This window comes from Ralstonia sp. VS2407 (assembly GCF_052950655.1).
Genome location: NZ_JBRFVG010000007.1, coordinates 136,027 through 157,600 on the forward strand (window position 1 = coordinate 136,027; position 21,574 = coordinate 157,600).

At 65.2% G+C, this 21,574-nt stretch carries 20 protein-coding genes; 1 reads left to right on the plus strand and 19 read right to left on the minus strand.

Features of this window, described 5'->3' with window-relative positions:
• Positions 1–25 precede the first annotated feature (25 nt).
• Entirely contained in the window at positions 26–871 is an 846-nt protein-coding gene (rsmA, locus tag ACU8YE_RS13840; protein ID WP_232041976.1) for a 16S rRNA (adenine(1518)-N(6)/adenine(1519)-N(6))-dimethyltransferase RsmA, read from the plus strand.
• Here rsmA and ACU8YE_RS13845 read toward each other — a convergent pair.
• From ACU8YE_RS13845 to ACU8YE_RS13935, 19 genes are all read right to left on the minus strand, one after another.
• Entirely contained in the window at positions 858–1,763 is a 906-nt protein-coding gene (locus ACU8YE_RS13845) for a DMT family transporter (RefSeq protein WP_446928949.1), read from the minus strand. The genes rsmA and ACU8YE_RS13845 overlap by 14 nt on opposite strands.
• Positions 1,747–2,154, minus strand: coding sequence for a lactoylglutathione lyase (gene gloA, locus ACU8YE_RS13850; RefSeq protein WP_024976612.1), 408 nt, complete (start codon positions 2,152–2,154; stop codon positions 1,747–1,749). Before gloA ends, ACU8YE_RS13845 begins: the two co-directional genes overlap by 17 nt.
• 122 nt (positions 2,155–2,276) lie before the next feature.
• A complete protein-coding gene (locus tag ACU8YE_RS13855) occupies positions 2,277–3,155 on the minus strand; it encodes a M48 family metallopeptidase (RefSeq protein ID WP_260803053.1) in 879 nt (292 codons plus the stop codon).
• Entirely contained in the window at positions 3,152–3,904 is a 753-nt protein-coding gene (locus tag ACU8YE_RS13860; protein WP_232041979.1) for a lysophospholipid acyltransferase family protein, read from the minus strand. Before ACU8YE_RS13860 ends, ACU8YE_RS13855 begins: the two co-directional genes overlap by 4 nt.
• Before the next feature lie 22 nt (positions 3,905–3,926).
• Positions 3,927–4,505 (minus strand): D-glycero-beta-D-manno-heptose 1,7-bisphosphate 7-phosphatase, encoded by a 579-nt coding sequence (gmhB, locus tag ACU8YE_RS13865; RefSeq protein ID WP_024976609.1) that lies wholly within the window; start codon positions 4,503–4,505, stop codon positions 3,927–3,929.
• 31 nt (positions 4,506–4,536) lie between these two features.
• Entirely contained in the window at positions 4,537–6,630 is a 2,094-nt protein-coding gene (gene glyS, locus ACU8YE_RS13870; RefSeq protein WP_446928950.1) for a glycine--tRNA ligase subunit beta, read from the minus strand.
• 93 nt (positions 6,631–6,723) lie between these two features.
• Entirely contained in the window at positions 6,724–7,383 is a 660-nt protein-coding gene (locus ACU8YE_RS13875; protein ID WP_232041981.1) for a hypothetical protein, read from the minus strand.
• On the minus strand, positions 7,380–8,363 hold the full coding sequence (glyQ, locus tag ACU8YE_RS13880) for a glycine--tRNA ligase subunit alpha (RefSeq protein WP_446928951.1): 984 nt from the start codon (positions 8,361–8,363) through the stop codon (positions 7,380–7,382). The genes ACU8YE_RS13875 and glyQ overlap by 4 nt, the downstream gene beginning before the upstream one ends.
• Positions 8,364–8,538: 175 nt before the next feature.
• Positions 8,539–10,050, minus strand: coding sequence for an apolipoprotein N-acyltransferase (lnt, locus tag ACU8YE_RS13885; RefSeq protein ID WP_446928995.1), 1,512 nt, complete (start codon positions 10,048–10,050; stop codon positions 8,539–8,541).
• Positions 10,051–10,114: 64 nt separating this feature from the next.
• Entirely contained in the window at positions 10,115–11,008 is an 894-nt protein-coding gene (locus ACU8YE_RS13890; protein ID WP_232041983.1) for an HlyC/CorC family transporter, read from the minus strand.
• Between the two features lie 163 nt (positions 11,009–11,171).
• Entirely contained in the window at positions 11,172–12,506 is a 1,335-nt protein-coding gene (locus ACU8YE_RS13895) for a hypothetical protein (RefSeq protein ID WP_446928952.1), read from the minus strand.
• 371 nt (positions 12,507–12,877) lie between these two features.
• On the minus strand, positions 12,878–13,663 hold the full coding sequence (ybeY, locus tag ACU8YE_RS13900; protein ID WP_322017724.1) for an rRNA maturation RNase YbeY: 786 nt from the start codon (positions 13,661–13,663) through the stop codon (positions 12,878–12,880).
• Between the two features lie 2 nt (positions 13,664–13,665).
• Positions 13,666–14,658 carry a PhoH family protein gene (locus ACU8YE_RS13905; protein ID WP_446928953.1) on the minus strand — a complete coding sequence of 331 codons (993 nt, stop codon included), beginning with the start codon at positions 14,656–14,658 and terminating at the stop codon, positions 13,666–13,668.
• Positions 14,659–14,679: 21 nt separating this feature from the next.
• On the minus strand, positions 14,680–16,050 hold the full coding sequence (gene miaB, locus ACU8YE_RS13910; RefSeq protein ID WP_446928954.1) for a tRNA (N6-isopentenyl adenosine(37)-C2)-methylthiotransferase MiaB: 1,371 nt from the start codon (positions 16,048–16,050) through the stop codon (positions 14,680–14,682).
• 52 nt (positions 16,051–16,102) lie between these two features.
• Positions 16,103–16,516, minus strand: a complete 414-nt coding sequence (locus ACU8YE_RS13915; RefSeq protein WP_343619332.1) for a hypothetical protein — start codon at positions 16,514–16,516, stop codon at positions 16,103–16,105.
• A 90-nt stretch (positions 16,517–16,606) separates the two neighbouring features.
• Positions 16,607–17,605, minus strand: a complete 999-nt coding sequence (locus ACU8YE_RS13920) for an NAD(P)/FAD-dependent oxidoreductase (protein ID WP_446928955.1) — start codon at positions 17,603–17,605, stop codon at positions 16,607–16,609.
• A 139-nt stretch (positions 17,606–17,744) separates the two neighbouring features.
• Positions 17,745–18,674, minus strand: a complete 930-nt coding sequence (locus ACU8YE_RS13925) for an OmpW/AlkL family protein (RefSeq protein WP_260803047.1) — start codon at positions 18,672–18,674, stop codon at positions 17,745–17,747.
• Positions 18,675–18,885: 211 nt separating this feature from the next.
• Positions 18,886–19,791: a DUF1571 domain-containing protein gene (locus ACU8YE_RS13930; protein WP_316868333.1), complete on the minus strand. Its 906-nt coding sequence runs from the start codon at positions 19,789–19,791 to the stop codon at positions 18,886–18,888.
• 20 nt (positions 19,792–19,811) lie between these two features.
• A complete protein-coding gene (locus tag ACU8YE_RS13935; RefSeq protein WP_414560189.1) occupies positions 19,812–21,551 on the minus strand; it encodes an AMP-binding protein in 1,740 nt (579 codons plus the stop codon).
• Between the last annotated feature and the right edge of the window lie 23 nt (positions 21,552–21,574).

Sequence of the window (21,574 nt, forward strand, 5' to 3'; positions counted from 1 at the left end):
TCACCTTTTCGATTTCGAGTTCGCAATGGCACGATCCACGACCGGCGTTCACCAGGGGCACCAGGCCCGCAAGCGCTTCGGCCAGAACTTCCTGGTCGATGACGGCGTGATCCACGCCATCGTTGCCGCCATTGATCCCAAGCCCGACGATGTGCTCGTCGAAATCGGCCCGGGCCTGGGCGCACTCACCGTGCCGCTCATGGAGCGTGTGCGCACGCTGCAGGTGGTCGAGCTGGACCGCGATCTGGTTGCGCGCTTGCAGAAGCGTTTCGGCGATCGGCTGATCGTGCATGCAGGTGATGCACTCGCGTTTGATTTCGGATCGCTGGTGGAGGCGGGCCGGCCGCTGCGCATCGTCGGCAACCTGCCGTACAACATCTCGAGCCCGCTGCTGTTCCATCTGGCCACGTTTGCCGATCGCGTGCGCGATCAACATTTCATGCTGCAGAAAGAGGTGGTCGACCGCATGGTGGCCGCGCCGGGTAGCAAGGCGTTCAGCCGGCTTTCGGTGATGCTGCAGGTGCGGTACTACATGGAGCTGGTGCTGGATGTGCCGCCGGGTTCGTTCAACCCGCCGCCCAAGGTGGATTCGGCGGTGGTGCGGATGATTCCCTGGCCGGCCGATAAATCGCCGTATGCGCCGGTCGATATGCGCGCGCTAGGCACGGTGGTGACGATGGCGTTTTCGCAGCGGCGCAAGGTGTTGCGCAACACGCTGGGCGCGCTGCGCGATGTGATCGATTTCGAAGCGCTTGGCTTTGACCTGGGCCGTCGCGCGGAAGAAGTGCCGGTGGAAGACTTCGTGGCGGTGGCGAACGCGCTGCCGGCCAACCGAATCGCCGGCAGCGTTTCCGAGCTTAGCGAAGATTGACGAGCAGGATGCCCGACAGCACGAGCGCCGCGGCCAGCGCAAACCGCAGGCCCACCGGTTCGTGCAACAGCAGCACACCAAACGCCACGCCAAACAGCGGCGTCAGGAACGAGAACACTGATAGCCGCGACGCCAGGTAGCGGCGCAGTAGCCAGAACCACGTCAGGTAACTGGCGAATGCGATCAGCACAGACTGGTAAGCGAGGCTCGCCAGCGCCGTGGGCGTGAGGTTCGCGGTAAAGACCTGCCCGGTGCCGGCGGCCATCAACAGCAGCAACACGGCGGAAACAGCCAATTGGTACAGCAGCGTCTTCGCCGCCGGGGCTTCGGAGAGCTTGCTTGCGCGCACGACGATGGTCGTCGCGCCCCATAACGCGCCTGCTGCCACGCCCAGCGCGTCACCCAATGAGGTTGATGGCCCGGCTGCCGGGTGCAGGACGCCGTCGGCAAACGCCAGCACGATCCCCCCAAACGCAATGCCGATGCCGGTCCACTGGCGCGGGCGCAGGTGCTCGCCCGGGACAAAGAAGTGCAGGCCGAGCGCGGTGAAGATTGGTGCGGTGTAGAGGAACACCGCCATGCGCGAGGCAGTCGTGTAGCCCAGACCGATGAAGATGCACAGGAACTCGACGCCGAAGAGCACACCGGCCATCAGGCCGCCGGCCAGCGTGCCGTCACGCAACGAGAGGCACGTGCCGCGCCACAGCGCAAATGCGAACACCAGGACCGACGCGATGGCCGAGCGCACGCCGGCTTGCATGACGGGGCCTACGTCGTGGGCGGCCACCTTGATGGCGACCTGCTGAAAGCCCCAGCACATGCACAGCACCACCATCAGCCCGATGGCGGTGCCGTCCAGCGGCCGGCGGATGGTGTCAGTGGCGGTTGCCATCGGGCATCGAGCGTGCCTGGATCAGCTCGATCTTGTAGCCGTCCGGATCTTCCACGAACGCAATGATGGTGCTGCCGCCCTTGACCGGGCCGGCTTCGCGCGTGACCTTGCCGCCCGCGTTGCGGATCTGGTCGCAGGCTTGCGCGGCATTGTCGACCTCGATTGCCAGGTGGCCGAACGCCGAGCCCAGATCGTATTCGCTGACGCCGTAGTTGTAGGTCAGCTCGATGACCGTGTTACCGGCCTCCGGGCCGTAGCCGACGAACGCGAGGGAGTATTTGTATTCCGGGTTATCACTGGTGCGCAGCAGCTGCATGCCGAGCACCTTGGTGTAGAAGTCGATCGATCGCTGCATGTCGCCGACGCGCAGCATGGTGTGGAGCATTCGCATGGGATTTCCTTCCTGGGGGACTGCGGAAGGCCATATTGTAGGAGGGTGTGGCGGAGCCTGCAGGCGAGGATTTTTTCTGCAGCCGCATCCCTCACATGCCGTTGCGGCGTGGGCGAGGCGAATCAGAACGCCGGCAGGTATTCCGGCGGATGCGAGCGCAGTTGCTCCCGGGCCTCACGAAACTCAGGAAAGATCGACTCCACCGTATCCCAGAAGCGCGGGCTGTGGTTCATTTCCTTGAGGTGCGCGAGCTCATGCGCAACCACGTAGTCGATCAAGCTCAGCGGGAAATGCACCAGGCGCCAGTTCAGACGGATCTTGCCGTCGGCGGTGCAGCTTCCCCACCGCGTGGCAGCTGAAGACAACGCATACGCGCTGTGCCGCACACCCAGGCGCTCGGCATACACCTCAAGTCGTTCGCCGAAGAGGCGTCGCGCCTGCGTCTGCAGCCAGCCTTGTACGCGGTCCTTGATCTGCTGCTCGGTGGTGCTGGGCGGCAGGCCCAGGTGCAGCATGCTGGTGTCGGCATCGAACATCAACGCGCCGATCGGCGACTCCAGCTTGAGCGTGATCGTTTTGCCGAGGAACGGCAGCCCGGCGCCGTCCTGCCACTCCATGGGCGGCAGCATGCGGCGTGCTGCGTTCGCGCGCCATTCGGCCAGCTTGGCGAAGATCCACTTCTGCTTTTCGGCGATGGCGTGTTCGATCTCGGCGAGTGTGACCCAGCGCGGTGCCGTGATCGACAAGCCGCGATCATCGATGACAAAGCCGATGGTGCGCCGCGACGAACGCTTGAGGTTATAGATCAGCGCACGCTCGCCCAGCGTCAGGCGGCGCTGATTGGGGCCGAGCGGTGCGGTGGAAAAGTCGAGTGCGGGCGGTGCGAGGAGGGATGCGTCTGGCGACTGCGATGGCGACGGGGCTTCGGGCGCGAGCAGCGGCAGCTCAAGCTGGACGCTGTCGGCGGTGGTGGGCGAAGTCGGTGGGCGCAGCAGTTTCATGCGTGCTCGCGGTAGCTATCGGCGTCGATTCTACGCATTTCTGCTTCGATCCACGCTTCGACTTCGCGGTTGAGTTCATCGCTGGTCTTGCCGGCGCTCGATATGGCTGGCCCGACCGACAGCGTGATCAAGCCCGGGTGCTTCAGGAACGAATTGCGCGGCCACACGCGGCCGGAGTTGTGCGCGATGGGGATGACCCATGCGCCGGTATCCACGGCAAAGCGCGCACCGCCGCTCTTGTAGCGCGGCTTCGGGTCGCCGGAGCGTGTGCGCGTGCCTTCGGGAAACATGATCACCCATGCGCCATCGGCAAGGCGCTCCTTACCCTGGCGCGCGACGGAAGCGAACGCATTGGCGCCGTCCTTGCGGTTGATATGCACCATCTTGAGCATGCCGAGTGCCCATCCGAAGAACGGCACATACAGCAGCTCGCGCTTGAACACGTAGCACAGCGGGCGCGGCATGGTCGCAACATAGGCCATGGTTTCCCACGCCGACTGATGCTTGGAAAGCAGCACCACCTGCTTGTTGGTGGCGACGGCTTCCTCGATGTTCTCCCAGCCCTGGTATTGCCAGCGGATGCCGAGCAGCCCGCGCGCCATCCAGATGGCGGACTTCGTCCAGCCGGACACCATCCAGAAACGGCGGTGCGGGTTCATGAACGGAAAGACGATGAAGCAGGCCACCGCGTAAATCGGTGTCCAGACGATCAAGAAGACCAGGTACAGCAGCGAACGGATAAAAGTCATCGGGGGCGCATTGGGGGCGAATTCAAGGGGCGCGCGTGGGCGTGCCCTGGGGCGCAGGGGACAGCAGCGCACGCGCAAACGCACGCAGGTCCTCATGAATCTGGGTGCCCGGGGGCAGGTCTCCGGCATCGCGGGTCTTGGCGCCCTTGCCGGTCAGTACGAGGTGAGGAACGGCGCCGACTTCGACGCCGGCTTGCAGGTCACGCAGCGAGTCACCGACCACCGGCACGCCCGTGAGGTCCATGTCGAACCGGCGAGCGATCTCGCGAAGCATGCCGGACTTCGGCTTGCGGCACTCGCACGCATCGGCGGCGGTGTGCGGGCAGAAGAAGACGGCATCGACGCGCCCGCCGTAGGTGGCGAGCGCCTTGTACATCTTCTCGTGCATGGCGTTGAGCGCGGCGGCCTCGAACAGGCCGCGCCCGATGCCCGACTGGTTGGTTGCCACCACCACCTGGTAGCCGGCCTGGTTCAGCTCGGCAATGGCTTCCAGGCTGCCGTCGAGGGCAATCCATTCGTCTGGCGACTTGATGAACTGGTCGCTGTCACGGTTGATGACGCCATCGCGGTCGAGGATCACCAGTTTGGGAACATGGGGCATGGTGGGCTCCGAACGGTGCTTGGGGTGCCGATCAGGCGGCCAGCTTGGAGATGTCCGCGACGCGGTTCATCAAGCCGTGCAGTTCACCCAGCAGCGCGAGGCGGTTGTCGCGCAGCGCGGTGTCCTCGGCCATCACCATCACGCCGTCAAAGAAGGTGTCGACTGCTTCGCGCAGGCCAGCCAGCGTCTTGAGCGCGGTGGTGAAGTCGCCGCGTGCGAAGGCATCGTGTACCTGCGGCTCCGACGAGGCCACGGCCTGGTGCAGTGCGCGCTCGGCGTCTTCCTTGAGCAGTTGCGGCTGCACTGCACCGATGGCCACGTCGGTCTTCTTCAGGATGTTGGTGATGCGCTTGTTGGCGGCGGCCAGCGCTTCGGCCTGCGGCAGGGCAGCAAAGGCGCGCACGGCTTCGAGGCGCGCGACGATGTCGTCCAGGCGCTGCGGGCGCTGGCTGACCACCGCTTCGACCTCATTGGTGCTGTAGCCCTTGTCCTTCAGGTAGCCGCGCAGGCGGTCGTACAGGAAGTCAGTGATCGCGGCGAGATCCGGCTTGACGGTCGCGATGCCGTCGAAGCTGGCGGCGGCAATCTGCAGCGCATCGTCAATCGTGAGCGTGAGCGGCTTCTCGATCAGCATGCGCAGGATGCCCAGCGCGTGGCGGCGCAGCGCGAACGGGTCTTTCTCGCCCGTGGGTTGCAGGCCGATGCCCCAGATGCCGACCAGCGTTTCCAGCTTGTCGGCCAGCGCCACCACGGTGCCCGTGGCGGTGCTGGGCAGCGCGTCGCCGGCAAAGCGCGGTTGGTAGTGTTCTGAGCAGGCCAGCGCCACGTCGTCGGGTTCGCCATCGTGGCGGGCGTAGTACGTGCCCATCGTGCCCTGCAGCTCGGGGAACTCGCCCACCATGTCGGTCAGCAGATCGGCCTTGGCCAGCAATGCGCCGCGCGAGGCATGTGCGACATCCGCGCCAAGCTTCTCGGCCAGTTGGCCCGCGATGGCCTGCAGGCGCGATACACGCTCAAGCTGCGTGCCGATCTTGTTGTGATAGACCACGCGTGAGAGCAGCGGCACGCGGTCGGCCAGCGGCTTCTTCTTGTCCTGCTCGAAGAAGAAGCGCGCGTCGGCCAGGCGCGGACGCACCACGCGTTCGTTGCCTTGAATGATGGCCTCGGGCGTGCCCGTGGCGATGTTCGAAACGATCAGGAAGCGGTTGCGCAGATGGCCCTGTGCATCGGTCAGCGCAAAGTACTTCTGGTTCGTCTGCATGGTCAGGATCAGGCATTCCTGCGGCACGGCGAGGAAGGCCTCCTCGAAGTGGCAGGGGTAGACCACGGGCCATTCGACCAGCGCGTTCACTTCATCCAGCAGCGCTTCGGGCATGACCACCGTATCGGCGCCGGCGGTCTTGAGCAGCTCGGCGCGGATGGCTTCCTTGCGCTTGCCATAGCCGGCGATGACTTTGCCCTGCGATTCCAGCGTGCTCGCATATGACGTAGCGTCTTGGATGACGATCTCGCCGGCTGACAGGAAACGGTGGCCCAGCGTCACGTTGCCCGATTGCAGGCCGAATGCGCTGACGGGGATGATTTCGCTGTCGAGCAGTGCGATCAGCTTGTGGGCCGGGCGCACGAACTGAACATTCTCACCGTTCGGGCGCTGATACGTCATCACCTTCGGGATCGGCAGGTTGGCGATGGTCTGCGACAGTGCCGTCTGCAGGCCGTCGGCCAGCACGGCGCCGCGCGCGGTATAGCGATAGAACAGCGCTTCGGCCTTGCCGTCAGGCGCGCGTTCGAGCGATTCGGGCGCGATGGCGTCCACGCCCACGGTCTTGGCCAGCGCGGCCAGCTTCTTGACCAGCGGTGCGGCGGGCTTGCCCTCGGCATCGAAGGCGATGGTCACAGGCAGCACCTTCTCGCGCAATTCGCGATCGGGCGCGGTGCGGCGCACGCCGGTGATCGATGCGGCCAGGCGGCGCGGCGTGGCAAAACCTTCCACGGCGGCGCCCTCTTCGAGCAGGCCTTGCGCCGACAGACCGTCAAACAGGCCGCGCGCAAACGCCTCGCCCAGGCGGGCCAGCGCCTTGGGCGGCAGTTCTTCGGTCAGCAGTTCGATCAGGAGGGTGGACATAGCGTTTGAATCGGTGACGTCGTTGTTCTGCGCCGCTTGGTGTTCAGATCAGTTGCGGCGGTACGTTGTGTTGTTCAGCTCAGTATTCAGTGATCAGCAGGGCGAGCCGGGCACGGGTTCCACGCCCGAGAGCAGCCACACGCCGTTCTGCTGCTGGAACTGCAATTGCGTGCCGGCGCACTGGCCCGGCGGCGGTGGCGGTGCAATCGGCGCGGGCGTGGTGCCGGGCGCGGCAGCATCGCGGCGCAGGAAGCGGGCTGACAGCAAGCCGCGTCGCGCGTCGTAACGCACCTCTTGCAGCGTGCCGGACACGTTGAATTCCAGACGACTCGGCAATTGCCCCGCCGAGCGGAACACGCGCGCACGGCGCTGTGCCTTCACGCCCGAGCCTTGCCACTCCACCCACGTGAGCGGGAAGCGCAGGGCCGTTGCATACGTGCGCAGCGGCACGCGATGCCAGCCGAGGTCACGCGCGCCGGACAGGTCGCAGGCCATCGTGCGCACCAGGCTCGTCCACTGATCGAGCGACGGCGGAGGCGGTGTCCAGGCCGTGCTCAGCGCTTGCTGCAGCGGCTTGGAATCGGCCACGCAAAGCTGCGTCAAAGTGTTGGGCACGACGAAAACCTTCTCCGTCGATGCCGCCTTGGACGTGCGATGCCGTGCCGCTTGTGCAACGCTCGCCGGTAGCGCCAGCGCGGCGATGGACACTGCGGTCAGCAGCGCCAGGCCACGCCGTGCTCGGTTGGCCGTCATGCGGCCTCCGTGGTCTTGGCGGCGGCGGCCGTGCCGCACATCGGGAAACCCAGGCGTTCGCGTGAGTCGTAGTAAGCCTGCGCGACCAGACGCGACAGGTTGCGGATGCGGCCGATGTAGGCCGCGCGCTCCGTCACCGAAATCGCGCCGCGCGCGTCCAGCAGGTTGAAGGTGTGGCCGGCCTTGAGCACTTGCTCGTAGGCGGGCAGGGCCAGCTGCACGACAGGTGCGTCGCCCTCGGCAGCAGCTTCGCCTTCTGCGCGCACGCCCATCAGGCGCTTGGCTTCGGCTTCGTGCTCGGCAAAGCGGCGGAACAGCACGGTCGTGTCGGCCTGTTCGAAGTTGTAGGTCGATTGCTCGACCTCGTTCTGGTGATAGACGTCGCCGTAGGTCAGGCGGCGCTTCACGGGGCCGTTCGGGCCCGGCTCTTCCCACTCCGTCCAGACCAGGTCGTAGATGTTCTCGACCTGCTGCAGGTACATCGCCAGACGCTCGATGCCGTAGGTGATCTCACCGGTCACGGGCTTGCAGTCAAGGCCCCCGACTTGCTGGAAGTACGTGAACTGCGTGACTTCCATGCCGTTGAGCCACACCTCCCAGCCCAGGCCCCAGGCGCCGAGCGTGGGGTTTTCCCAGTCATCTTCGACAAAGCGGACGTCGTTCTGCTTCAGGTCCAGCCCCAGCGCTTCCAGCGAGCCGAGGTACAGGTCGAGGATGTTTTCCGGCGCCGGCTTGAGCACCACCTGATACTGGTAGTAATGCTGCAGGCGGTTTGGGTTCTCGCCGTAGCGGCCGTCCTTGGGGCGGCGTGACGGTTGCACGTAGGCGGCACGCCAAGGCTCCGGGCCGATCGCGCGCAGGAAGGTGTGCACGTGCGACGTACCGGCGCCGACTTCGAGGTCGATCGGCTGCAGCAGGGCGCAGCCCTGGGCGTCCCAGTACGACTGCAGCTTGAGGATGAGTTGCTGGAAGGTGAGCATGGTGGAACCCGTTGGTCCGCGGCGGCACGGAACGTGCGTTGCACCGCGCGACGGTGGAATGCAGCGGCGGGCACGAGAAGCGCCTGGCTCCGTGCCCGCCGTAAAACGTTGAATTTTAGCGTTTTTTGTCAGCGACTCCGGAAAGTGGCTCGAAAGCCCTCCGGACGCTGAACGATCAATCTGGCGATGCCCGGCGGCGGCGCACAAATGCCACCAGCAGAACCAGCGCACCGAGGCCCAGCGCAGGCGCGTTGCCGGCCCGCACGAATGGCGTCAAGCCCTGCATGCCTTGCACGTCGGTCTGCAGTGTGCCAAGCGTGAAGACGGGCAGGCGCGCCTGCACGCTGCCGTCCGGTCGCACCACGGCGGTCGCGCCCGTGTTGGTGGCGCGCAGCATCGGACGGCCCGTTTCCAGCGCGCGCATTCGCGAGATCTGCAGGTGCTGGTCCAGCGCGATCGTGTCGCCAAACCACGCAAGGTTCGTCACGTTCGCGAGCATCGTGGCGGGCTGGTCCGCATGCCGCAGCGAAGCGGCAATCTCCTCGCCAAACAAATCCTCGTAGCAGATGTTGGGCGCGACGCGCTGATCGGCCACCGCCATTGGCGGCTGCACGGGCAGGCCGCGCCGGAAGTCGCCCAGCGGCATGTTCATCATGTTGACGAACCAGTGGAAACCGAAGGGGATGAACTCGCCGAAGGGCACGAGGTGGTGCTTGTTGTAGCGGTACACGCCCTGGAATTGCGGGCCGATGCCGAACACGCTGTTGGTGTAATCGACGCGCGAGTCCTCGCTGGCGGCACCAAAGAGCACGCTGGAGCCGGTGGTATCCACATAGGTGCGAATGGCCAAGGCGATGTCCTGCGGCATCTCCTGGATCATGATCGGGAAGGCCGTCTCGGGCGTGACCACGAGTTGCGCGGGCTTCTCGGTGACCATCTTGGTGTACAGCTCCAGCGAGCGCTCGATGCCGGTCTGCTGGAACTTCACGTCTTGCGGCACGTTGCCCTGCAAAAGACGTACGGAAATGGGCTTGCCCACCGGCTGCGTCCACGCAACGCTGTGCAGCGGCCAGCCGGCCACCAGCACGAGCGCGCCCGCAATGCCCGCCAGCCAATGCAGGCGGCGTTCGGCCGCGACACACAGCAGGCCGGCCAGCACGGCGGCGATCAGCACGATGCCGTAGACGCCCACCAGCGGCGCATAGCCGGCCAACGGGCCATCGGTGTGCGCGTAGCCGCCGTTGATCCAGGGGAAGCCGGTCCAGACCGTGCCGCGCAGCCACTCCGTGACGGCCCATGCCGCGCCAAACACCAGCGCGGATGCGGTACCAGACCACCGCCCGCGTCGCGTCATCCACTGCCATGCCCACACCGCGAGCGCCGGATGCAGCGCCAGATAGCCAGCAAACAGCAGCACGGCCAGCGCGGCCATCCATGCCGGCATGTCGCCGTAGACATGCATGCTGATATAGAGCCACCACACGCCCGACAGGAACCAGCCGAGCCCGAAGGCATAGCCAACCGATGCCGCGTCACGCAAGCGCGGCGCGCGCTGCACCAGCGCGGCCAGCCCCGTCAGCGAGAGGATCTGCAGCCACCACCAGTGGTTCGGCGCGAACGACAGCGTATGCATGACGCCAAGCAGCGCTGCCATTGGCATCGCAAAACGTAGCCGCGCGAGCGGCACAGCTTGGGCGTCCTGCCGACGGGACGCTGCGGCAGGGGAAGAGAACTGAGCGGGCACGGAAGGATCAGGCGGGGTGGGAACCAGAGGTGTCGGCCGTGGCATTGCCGCCGGCCGGCGCGGTGAGGCGGCGCACGAGCAGCACCTGCACCTGGCGCGCATCGGCGCGCAGCACGTCGAACTGCAGCGTGCCCATGACGATCTTCTCGCCGCGGTGTGGCACGCGGCCCAGGTGATTGGACAGCAGCCCGCCCACGGTATCGACGTCTTCGTCGGAGAAATGCGTGCCGAAGGCTTCGTTGAACTGGCTGATTTCGGTCAGCCCGCGCACCCGCATGTGGCCATCGGCGGTCGGCAGGATGTTGTCTTCTTCCTGGTCGAAGTCGTATTCGTCTTCGATGTCGCCGACGATCTGCTCGAGCACATCTTCGATGGTGATGAGGCCGGCCACGCCGCCGTATTCATCGACGACGATGGCGATGTGGTTACGGTTGACGCGGAAGTCGCGCAACAGCACGTTCAATCGCTTGGATTCGGGGATGAACACGGCCGGGCGCAGCATGTCGCGCACATCGAAGCCTTCGTCCGTATAGAAGCGCAGCAGGTCTTTGGCGAGCAGGATGCCGATGATGTTGTCGCGGCTGCCCTCGTAGACGGGGAAGCGAGAATGCGCGGCTTCCTGCACGAACGGGATGAATTCGGACGGCGCGTCGGCAATGTTCAGCGCGTCCATCTGTGCGCGCGGAATCATGATGTCGCGCGCACACAGGTCTGAGACCTGGAAGACGCCTTCGATCATCGACAGGGAGTCGGCGTCGATCAGGCTGCGCGCATGGGCGTCTTGGAGGATTTCGAGCAGCTCGGCCCGCGATTCGGGCTCGGGCGAGATGAGGTCGGTCAGGCGTTCCAGCAGCGTACGGGGTTTGTCGGCTGGCTTCGGACTGGGATACGGATCATTCATGGCGCGGTCGCGCGTCGTTAAACATCGGCCCAGCATACACCAAAAGCCCTGCCGTCCCGATGACGCGGGGTGGCCGCCCGACCTCCGGAAGTGACTTTTATTTCACATCCGGAGGCCGGGTTCGGGCGCGTTAAGGACGGATCTTCTGCCGAAGGGGGAGCGGTCAGTCGCGTCCGCCGTCGCCGCCGCGTTGCTGGCCGTTGCCGTGCGTGTTGCTGCCATCGTTGCCTTGATGATTGTCGTTCTGGCCCGGGCCGCCGTCGCCCTGACCATGATGCTGGCTGTGCCCGCCGGAGTCGTCGCGTTCGCCGCCGCGATCGTGGTCACCGCTGCGGTTGCCATCGCTGCCATGGCCGTGATCGCCGCCGTGGTTGCCGTCGCCGCCATGATCGTGGTCACCGCTGTGGTTGCCGTCGCTGCCATGGCCGTGATCGCCGCCGTGGTTGCCGTCGCCGCCATGATCATGGTCGCCGTCGTGGTTGCCGTCGCCGCCATGATCATGGTCGCCGCCGTGGTTGCCGGTGCCGCCATGATCATGGTCACCGCCGTGGTTGCCGTTGCCGCCATGGTCGTGGCTGCCACCGTGGTTGCCGTTGCCGCCATGGTCGTGATCGCCACCGTGGTGTCCGTCGCCGCCATGGTCGTGGTTGCCACCGTGATTGCCATCGCCGCCATGGTCGTGATCGCCGCCGTGATGACCGCCGTGGTCATGATCGTGGTCGTGATCATGGTGGTGCCCGGGATGGTGATCGCCTCCGTGGCAGCTTCCGCACGGCGATGGGACTGGCGATGGGCTCGGCGTTGGCGTTGGGACTGGCGTCGGTGTCGGTGCGGGTGTGGGTGTGGGTGTGGGTGTGGGACTCGGTGTCGGCGACGGACTCGGCCCGGGGCTGGGTGTTGGGGCCGGAGTGGGGCTGGGGCTGGGCGATGCGCCAGGTGCCGGTGTGGGACTGGGCTTGGACGGCGGCGTGTTGTTGCCGTTGGGTGGTGGCGCGTCGTTGTTGCTCGTCGGCGCGGTTGCGGCAGGTGCCGGGTCCGCAGGATGCGAATTGCTGTGATACCGGCCCAGGGTGCTCGCGCCGCCGTAGGCCGTCCAGCGTCCGGCGATTTCCATGTCGACGCCCGCGAGCCAATGGTCGCCTGTGGCGCCGACGCCCACCAGTGCCTTGCTGCTCGCAAAGTCGTAGCCGCCGCCAATGAGCGCCTGCACGCTCGTGCTGCCCACCACCGCCTGCACGCGCGGCCGGATGGTGCCTTGCGCGACCATCAGGTTCACCTCTGCGCCGACCACGTTGTTGCTGTCCGAAATGTTGACCGTACGGCAGCCGACCACCGCGCCCGGATGCCACGCGCCGTCAAAGACGACGACGATGCCCGCATAGCACGATTGCTTGTGATCAGCGTGTGCGATGCGCGGCGTGACCGCGAGCGCCGTGCCGACACCCACGCCAACCAGCAGCGTGGCCCACGGAATGCTGTCCATGAAGCGTTGACGCATGATGACCTCCCCGCGTGGCCTTGCCCGTCTGTGCGCGGGCTGGCCGATGGCGCTCGTTTGCGCCGAATTCGTGAAGCGCGCTCGAGCGGCGGCTTATGCGTGGAGGATAGAAATCGCTACGGCAAAACCCATGCGCCATACGGAGAGCGGCGAGGGTCCCGGATGGCCGACGGCCTGTGCGATGTGTATGCGCGATTCGAACGGCGCAAGCCTGCGCCGAATGGCGGAGGAAAACCCGTAAACCGTTGTCAGGACTGGGTTTTTCTTAATGCGGGTTGATTCAGTGTTGAAACGGCATGCTGCAAGAAAGGAACATCCAAAAGCAAAACGCCGGCGCGAGGCCGGCGTCTGAACATCAAGCGTGTGGCGCTTTAACGATCTGCGTACGGATCGGCAAAACCCAGGTCGCGGAGGATCTGCGTTTCGATGCCTTCCATTTCCTTTGCATCGGCGGCGTCTTCGTGGTCGTAGCCCTGGGCGTGCAGTGCACCGTGCACGATCAGATGCGCGTAATGCGCGAGCAGCGGCTTCTTCTGTTCCTTCGCTTCCTTTTCCACCACCGTGCAGCACAGCACGATGTCGGCGGAGACCGGGTCTTCGGCGCTCTCTGCGTAAGAGAAGGTCAGTACGTTGGTGGCGTAGTCCTTGCCACGGTAGGTGCGGTTGAGCGTGCGGCCCTCTTCTTCGCCGACAAAGCGCACGTTGAGCTGCGCATCGGCAAACAGTGCGGGGGCGATCCACGCCTCGATGTCCTGCTCTTTGGGCAGCGCCTTGCGTGCGGCGGCCTTGAGTTCGTCGCCGTACTGCACGGTCAGGTCGAGCGTGAGCATTTGAGCGCCGTCGAACGTGTCGTCGAGGTCTTCGGTTCGCTCGGTTTGTACCGGTTCTGCTTCAACGCGAAGCGTGATGCTGTCATGGTGCTCGGGACGCAGCGACAGCATGGCATTCGTGTTGGTGTCCGAATGCTCCGCGACGAGCGTGATGGCGCCATCGGCAGTGTCGGGCACGCTGATGATCAGGCTGCGGCCGTCGGCGAAGGCGATGCGCAGGGCGCTGGCATCCAACGTCTTGGGTTTGCCCTTGGCGTCGAACACGTCGACACGCGGGCCGGTGGCTTCGGGTTGGGTCTTCTTGGTTTTGGTTTTAGCTTTGGCCACGGTCAGGCGTCCTTGTGCTGTGCATGGAATTCGTCATAGGCCTCGACGATGCGGGCCACCAGCGGGTGCCGCACTACGTCGACGCTGGTAAAGCGCGTCATCGCCACGCCGCGCACGTCACGCAGCACGTGCTGCGCTTCGATCAGGCCGCTCTTCTGGCCGCGCGGCAGATCGATCTGCGTGGTGTCGCCGGTGATCACCGCCTTGGAGCCGAAGCCGATCCGCGTGAGGAACATCTTCATCTGTTCCGGCGTGGTGTTCTGGGCTTCGTCCAGGATGATGAAGGCATGATTGAGCGTGCGCCCGCGCATGTAGGCCAGCGGTGCGATCTCGATCATCTGGCGCTCGAACATCTTCTGCGTCTTGTCAAAGCCGAGCAGGTCATACAGCGCGTCGTATAGCGGGCGCAGGTACGGGTCCACCTTTTGCGCGAGATCGCCCGGCAGGAAGCCCAGGCGTTCGCCGGCTTCCACCGCCGGGCGCGTCAGCACGATGCGCTTGATGGCGTCGCGCTCCAGCGCATCCACCGCGCAGGCCACGGCCAGATACGTCTTGCCCGTACCTGCCGGGCCGATGCCGAACGACAGGTCGTGCGAGAGGATGCTGCGCAGGTACGCACGCTGCATCGGGGTACGGCCATGCAGATCGGTGCGCCGCGTGTGCAGCACCGGCGACAAATCATTGCCGTCCGGCTCGTCGGCGCTCGATTCCGGCAGGTAAGCACCATGTGCGGCGACCTGGCGGGTTTCCACCAGGCCCAGCTGGATGTCGTCCACCGACAGCGGTTCGCTCGCGGCGTTGTAGAACGTCTCCAGCGCGTTGGCCGCGCCTTGTGCGTTGGCGCCGCGCACCGTGAACTTGCTGCCGCGCCGGTTGATGGTCACGTCCAGCGCCTGCTCGATCTGGCGCAGGTTCTCGTCCAGCGGCCCGCACAGGTTCTGCAGGCGCGTGTTGTCGTTCTTGGGCGCTGTGAATTCTGCGATGGTGGGTTTCATCAAGTCGGGTCGTGTTGATGATCAGTGGGTTGCGCTGGCCATACGCTGTTCCGCCACTTCGCCACGCAGCGAATGCGGGAAGGCGTGCACGATGCGTACGTCGAGCATCTGGCCGATCAACTGGTCGCGGCGCGCCTGCGGCAGGTCGGGCAGCGCAAAGTTGACGACGCGGTTGTTCTCGGTGCGGCCGTGCAGTTCGGTCGGATCCTTGCGCGACGGGCCTTCCACCAGAATGCGCTGCACGCTGCCGACCATGCCCTGGCTGATGCGCGCTACGTTTGCTTCGATGGTCGCCTGCAGATGTTTCAGGCGTTCGAGCTTGACGGCCTGCGGCGTATCGTCGTGCAGGTTGGCGGCCGGTGTGCCTGGGCGCGGGCTGTAGATGAAACTGAACGAGGTGTCGTAGCCGATCTCGTGAATCAGGTCCATCGTCTTGGCGAAATCCGCATCCGTCTCGCCCGGAAAGCCGACGATGAAGTCGGTGGCGATCGAGATGTTCGGCCGGATCGCGCGCAGCTTGCGGATGCTGCTCTTGTATTCGAGCACCGTGTAGCCGCGCTTCATCGCCATCAGGATGCGGTCTGAACCGTGCTGCACGGGCAGGTGCAGGTGGTCGACAAGCTTCGGGTTGGTGGCATAGGCCTCGATCAGGCGGGAGCTGAATTCCTTCGGGTGGCTGGTCGTGTAGCGGATGCGCTCGATGCCCGGAATCTCGGCCACGTATTCGAGCAGCAGCGCAAAATCCGCCCGCTCGCTCGTGTCCCCCATCTTGCCGATGTACGCGTTCACGTTCTGGCCGAGCAGCGTGACTTCGCGCACGCCCTGTTCGGCCAGGCCGGCCACTTCGGCCAGCACATCCTCGAACGGGCGCGAGACTTCTTCGCCGCGCGTGTACGGCACCACGCAGTAGCTGCAGTATTTCGAGCAGCCTTCCATGATCGACACGAAGGCGCTGGCGCCATCCACGCGCGCGGGCGGCAGGTGGTCGAACTTTTCGATTTCGGGGAACGACACATCGACCTGTGACCGGCCCGTGCGGCGGCGCGCTGCGATCAGGTCGGGCAGGCGGTGCAGCGTCTGCGGACCGAACACCACGTCTACGTAAGGCGCGCGCGCCACGATGGACGCGCCTTCCTGGCTGGCCACGCAGCCGCCCACGCCGACCACGAGGTCCGGCTTGAGCGCCTTGAGCGCCTTGACGCGGCCGAGTTCGGAGAACACCTTCTCCTGCGCCTTTTCGCGCACGGAGCAGGTATTGAAGAGGATCACGTCCGCATCTTCGGGCGTGTCGGTGGGGACGAGACCTTCAGCCGCGTTGAGCACGTCGGACATCTTGTCCGAGTCGTACTCGTTCATCTGGCAGCCGTAGGTTTTGATGAAGACTTTTTTCATGTGCCGTTCACAGTGGTTGACCTGGGGGCACGTGCTTCGTGGGGTGTTCTGACTACTGGGACTGCGTTTGCGCCTGACTTTGCGCAGCCACCGCAGCCTTGTAATCGTCATCGCTGACAACCCAGGCGGTCAGCAACTGCTGATACAGATCGAGCTGGTAGCGCACCTTGAACGTCTGGCCGACCACCGAACCCGGCGGCAGCAGGCGCCCATCCAACGACAGAATCCGCACGCCCGGGGCGAAGCGGACGTCGGCGCTGCTGCTCCCAAAGCCCAACAGCAGGATGCGGACGATGCCGGTGCTGCCGGTACTCAGCGTGCCGGCGTTGGCCGAATTGACGGTCAACTGGGCCGCCGGAGCCGTCGCCGGAATGTTGCGCAGCACCTGCGCATGAGACAGCAACGGCGCCGATGCCGCAGCAAGGGCAGCAAAGGCGAGGGCGAGGACTTGGCGTCGGGTGCGCATGGCGTCATCAGGAGAAAGCCACCGCCGGGTGAGCGACCCGGCACACGAAACACGAGACAACCCGATATTGTAGCGTTCCGGGCCGAACTCTTATAGCGCTTCGGCAATCTTGGCGGCCAGCGCGACACCGCTCAGGAACGCGGCCTCCACGCGTGGGCCTTCGCACCAGTCACCGCAGGCACCGAGGCGCGCGGCGGCGTCCCAGTGGCAGGGCATGCCGGCAGACTGCTCGACCAGCGCGTGCGGCCACAGGTGCGCGGCCATCAAATCGGGTTCCGGCGTACCCGGGAAGGCTTCGGCAAAGCGGGCGTGCATGGCGTGCAGCACCTGCTCCGGTGTGTCCAGGGCATGCGCAGCCGACCAGCCCGGCGACGCATGCACCACCCAGGATTCATCGACCATGACGCGCCCCGGCTTGGTGTTGTCGCGGGCGGCCCAGGCCAGCATGTCGTCGTCGATGCGGATGCCGTCGTATGGCAAATCCAGCGGTTGCGCAAAGCCCATCATCAGCGCCCAGCATGGGGCGTAGTGCACCGGGGCGATGGCTTCCTGCAGCAACGCCGGCGTGGCGCCATGAAACAGTGCCGGCAGTTCAGGCGCGGGCAGCGCCAGCGCGATGATGTCGGCGTGGGTGGCGTCCGTGCCATTGCGCTCAATCGTCCAGCGCCGGCCATCGTGCGTCACACGCGTGACGGCGTGGCCGAAGCGCACATCCAGCGGCGCGGCCAGGCTGCGCACCAGCGCGCCCATGCCGGGCAAGCCGACGTAGCGGGCTTCGTCGCGTGAATCGGCTTGCAGGGCGTCGGCCGTGCGATGGCCCCAGCGCGCGGGCCAAGGCAGCACCGAGCCCTGACGGCCAGCGGCATCCACCGCGCGGCGGAAGGCCTCGCTGCGCACGTTGAACGACTGCGCTCCGTGATCGAACGCATACGCGGGGGCGGACTCGGGCAGCACCGTGGTGGCCAGCCGGCCCCCGACCCCGCCCGAGCGCTCATAAACCGTGGTGGCAATGCCTTCCGCGGCAAGCGCGTTGGCACAGGCAACACCGGCAATGCCGGCTCCGACGATGGCGATGGAAGGCTGGCTCATGGATGTGACGTAGGTGCGGAGCGGAGAATCCGGGAATCGGCGCGCAAATCGGCGCGTAACAGTCCGCCATGATATCGGGTGTCGCCCCAATGAAAAACGCCACCCGGAGGTGGCGTTTGCGATGTAGCAATTCTGCGGCTTAGAACTTGTAACCCACCGCCAGCCCGAACACGATCGGGTCGACCTTGATGTCGGTCTTGTTGACCGCCAGCACCTGGCCTTGCTGGCTGCGGATCGTGATGGTGGAGGTCGTCTTCAGCGGCAGGTACGACACCGTGCCGATGGCGGTCCAGTTCTTGGCGAACTCATACGACACGCCCACGTTGGCGACCGGCGTCCAGGAGCTGGACGTTTCTGCCGTCACCTTGGCCGGGCCCGTCGGAACCTGGCCCATGCCAAGCTGCAGCACCTGCCCCAGGTTCTGCAGGCCGTTGACGAAGTTCTGGTTCAGCCTCAGGTTGGTGAAGAAGTTGTAGCTGACACCCGCGCCGACGAAGGGGCGCAGCTTGCTTTCCTTGGTGCCGAAGTAGTACTGCGCGACGATCGCCGGGCTCCATTCGCGCACGGTGGCGACCGGGTTGTTCTGCGGCAGGCCCAGGTTGATCAGCGTCAGCGGCCCCACCACCGGCACCGGCGCGATCACATTGCCGCTGCCATACAGGTTGAACTTGGGCGGCACGCCACCCACGAACGTACCGGCGATGTTGTCGGTAAAGAAGTGCGTGAACGTGAGCGACAGCGTATTGGCGTTACTGACTTTCACGTCAGTTCCTGGCGATTGGTAGGTGCCGAGACCCAGCGCGCTGGTGGTGGTGGTCAGGGGCGTGGCCGAATCCATCGGACGGATGTAGAACCAGCCCAGTGCCATGACGTTGCGGCCCCAGACGTAGTTGTCCATGAAACCGCTGAAGCCGCCACCGCTGCTGCTGATGCCACTGCCGCTACCGCTGCTGGCGCTTGCAGCCACGTTGGCCTCTGCGGTGGATTGGGCGTGAGCCAGGGGGGCGGCAAGGGTGCTGGCGGCAGCGCAGGCAAGGGCTGCAGCAAGGCGACGGGCGGTGCGGTTCATGTGGTTGTCTCTCTGGATTGGATTGTTATCACGCCTTGGTGTGGCGATTTGTGTTTCCGCAGCATAACGCAGCGCTTTTGTTCGGTTGCGCTGCGATGATCGAAGTTTTCCTCTAGCGTGTACGCACGCAACAAGGGGTTTCCCCTAGTCTCGTTTCATACTCTCCACCGGTCGGCGGAGCCTTGGCCCACAACGGTCTCCGGGCTGCTGTCTAAAATTTGTATTCCGGATTTTTAGGGTTGAAAGTCTGGTCGTTCCAGGTCTTGCGCGTCACGCTCTCAATGACGATTTTCTCGAGCTGATTGCCCGATTCATCCCACGCTTCTTCAATGCGCACCCACGGGTTTTTGAGGTCAAAGTACAGGCGCACGCGCTTGGCGTAGAACGTGGGCGGTCCGCTTGGCGCATCCCAGGTCAGCCGCAGCATGCGCTCACCGTCTTCGGTCACCATTTTGGCTTCACTGAACTTGCCGCTGCCGCCGGCTGCCACGTGGGCACGTCCGTCGCGTTCGAGCGTATCGACGATGAACTGCAGCCCAAGCTCCCGCGCCGTGTGGTTCGACTGTGATCTGGCCAGCGAGCCATCCAGCGCACTCCAGATCGACACGAAACCGACGAGCCCGCCCAGGTGGCCGTACATCTCGTCCTTGCGCACGGTTTCGTCGTAGATGATCTCCTGACCGGCGTGCGCCCCGCCCTTGAGCCAGCGCGCGTAGACCTGGCGCGGTGCGTTGCGGTAACGGATGAGCATGAGTGCCGGCTGGCTCTGCCACTGGTCTTTTACGCGTTCCTGGCGGCGCATGCGGTATTCATATTCGGGCAGCTTGGCCACTTCGCCCTTGAGCCAGCGCACCAGCGTTTCGGGCTTCATGGCTTGCGCCATGGCGAGGACATCTTCGTCAGACCAGCCCGCGAACGCGTTGGCGTGGACCTGGCTGCCGAGCCAAGCCGTCTGCCTGGCGATGTCCATGGTGGCAAAGCTGCCAATGGCCGCCGATTGCGATGTAGCCGTTGGTGCGGCTGCCGCAGGTGGGGAAGCATCCGACGCGGCAGGCTGGGCCCAGGCGTGTGCGGCGCCTGCCAGCACCGTGGCCAGGGCGAGGGTACGCAAGCGCATATGAGTCTCCGGTGTTGTTGTTATTGCTGCGCCTGCGCGCGGGCGCGATTGATGTCCGGATCGGCATCGCGCAGCTCGCGGCGCAGGATCTTGCCTACCGTCGACTTGGGCAACTCTTCGTGGCGGAACTCGACGATGCGCGGCATCTTGTAGCCGGTCAGATGGGCGCGGCAGTGTTCGAGCAGCGCGGGCTCGGTCAGTGCGCCGGTGCGCGGCACCACGATGATCTTCACGCGTTCGCCGGCCACCGGGTCGGGCACGCCAATCGCCGCCACCTCCAGTACTTCGGGGTGCAGCGCCACCACGTCTTCGATCTCGTTCGGGTACACGTTGAAACCCGAGACCAGGATCATGTCCTTCTTGCGGTCGATCAGGCGGATGTAGCCGTTGGCGTCCATCACGCCGATGTCGCCGGTCGAGAACCAGCCTTCAGCGTCGATGGACTTGGCGGTCTCTTCCGGGCGTTGCCAGTAGCCGCGCATGACTTGGGGCCCACGCACCTGCAGTTCGCCGGGCTCACCCAGCGGCGCGATCGTGCCGTCGTCGCGCTTGAAGCGCACTTCGGTGGAGGGCGCGGGCAGCCCGATCGTGCCGCTGAATTCGGTCACGTGCGGTGGGTTCATCGACACGACCGGCGAGCACTCCGTCAACCCATAGCCTTCAACGATGGTATGGCCTGTCACCTCTTTCCAGCGCTGCGCAATCGCGCGCTGCACTGCCATGCCACCACCGATGGTGATCTTCATGGCCGAGAAATCGCGCTTGGCAAAGTCGGGGTCTTCCAGCAGCGCATTGAACAGCGTATTCACACCGGCAATGCCCGAGAAGCGCTCGTTGCGCAGGATGAAGATCACGCGCTTGGTGTCACGCGGATTGGCGATCAGGATATTGCGCCCGCCCAGCGTCATGAACATCAGCAGGTTCACCGTGAGCGAGAAGATGTGATACAGCGGCAGCAGCGTGACGTTGGTTTCCACGCCGCCGTTGAGCATGCTCTTGGACCACTCTTCCGCCTGCAGCAGGTTGGCGATGATGTTGCGGTGCGTGAGCATCGCGCCCTTGGCCACGCCCGTGGTGCCGCCGGTGTATTGCAGGAAGGCGATGTCTTCCGGCGCCAGTTGCACCGGTTGCATCGCGCGTGAGGCGCCTCCGGCCAGCGCATCGCGCAGCCAGACCGGCGAGGGCAGCTTGTACGGCGGAACCTGCTTCTGCACGTGGCGCATCACGAAGTTCAGCGCGCGGCCCTTGAGGTTGAGCGCACCACCCATCAGGTCGCCAATGCCGGTGATGACGATGTTGCGGATCTGGCTGCCGGGCAGCGCCTGCTCCAGCGTGCGCGCGAAGTTCTCCAGCACGACGATTGTCTGCGCGCCGGAATCGCGCAACTGGTGCGCCAGCTCCGGCACCGTGTACAGCGGGTTGACGTTGACGACGATGGCGCCGGCCAGCAGCGTGCCGAACAGGCACACGGGGTACTGCAGGCTGTTGGGTAGCATGATCGCCACGCGGTCGCCCTTCTTCACGCCGCGCGATTGCAGCCATGCCGCAAACTGCTTGGCCTGGCGTTCGCATTCGTCGTAGGTCATCTCGGTGCCGACACTCACGTAGGCGACGCGCTTGCGGTACTTCTCCACCGATTCACGAAACACCTCGGCCAGCGAGTGATAGCGATCAGGGTTGATTTCGGCGGGCACGCCCTCGGGGTACGACTTCAGCCAGATGCGGTCGGTAAGGCTGTTGCGGTCGGCAACGGTGTTCATGGTGTCTCCGTCCATGAAAGACG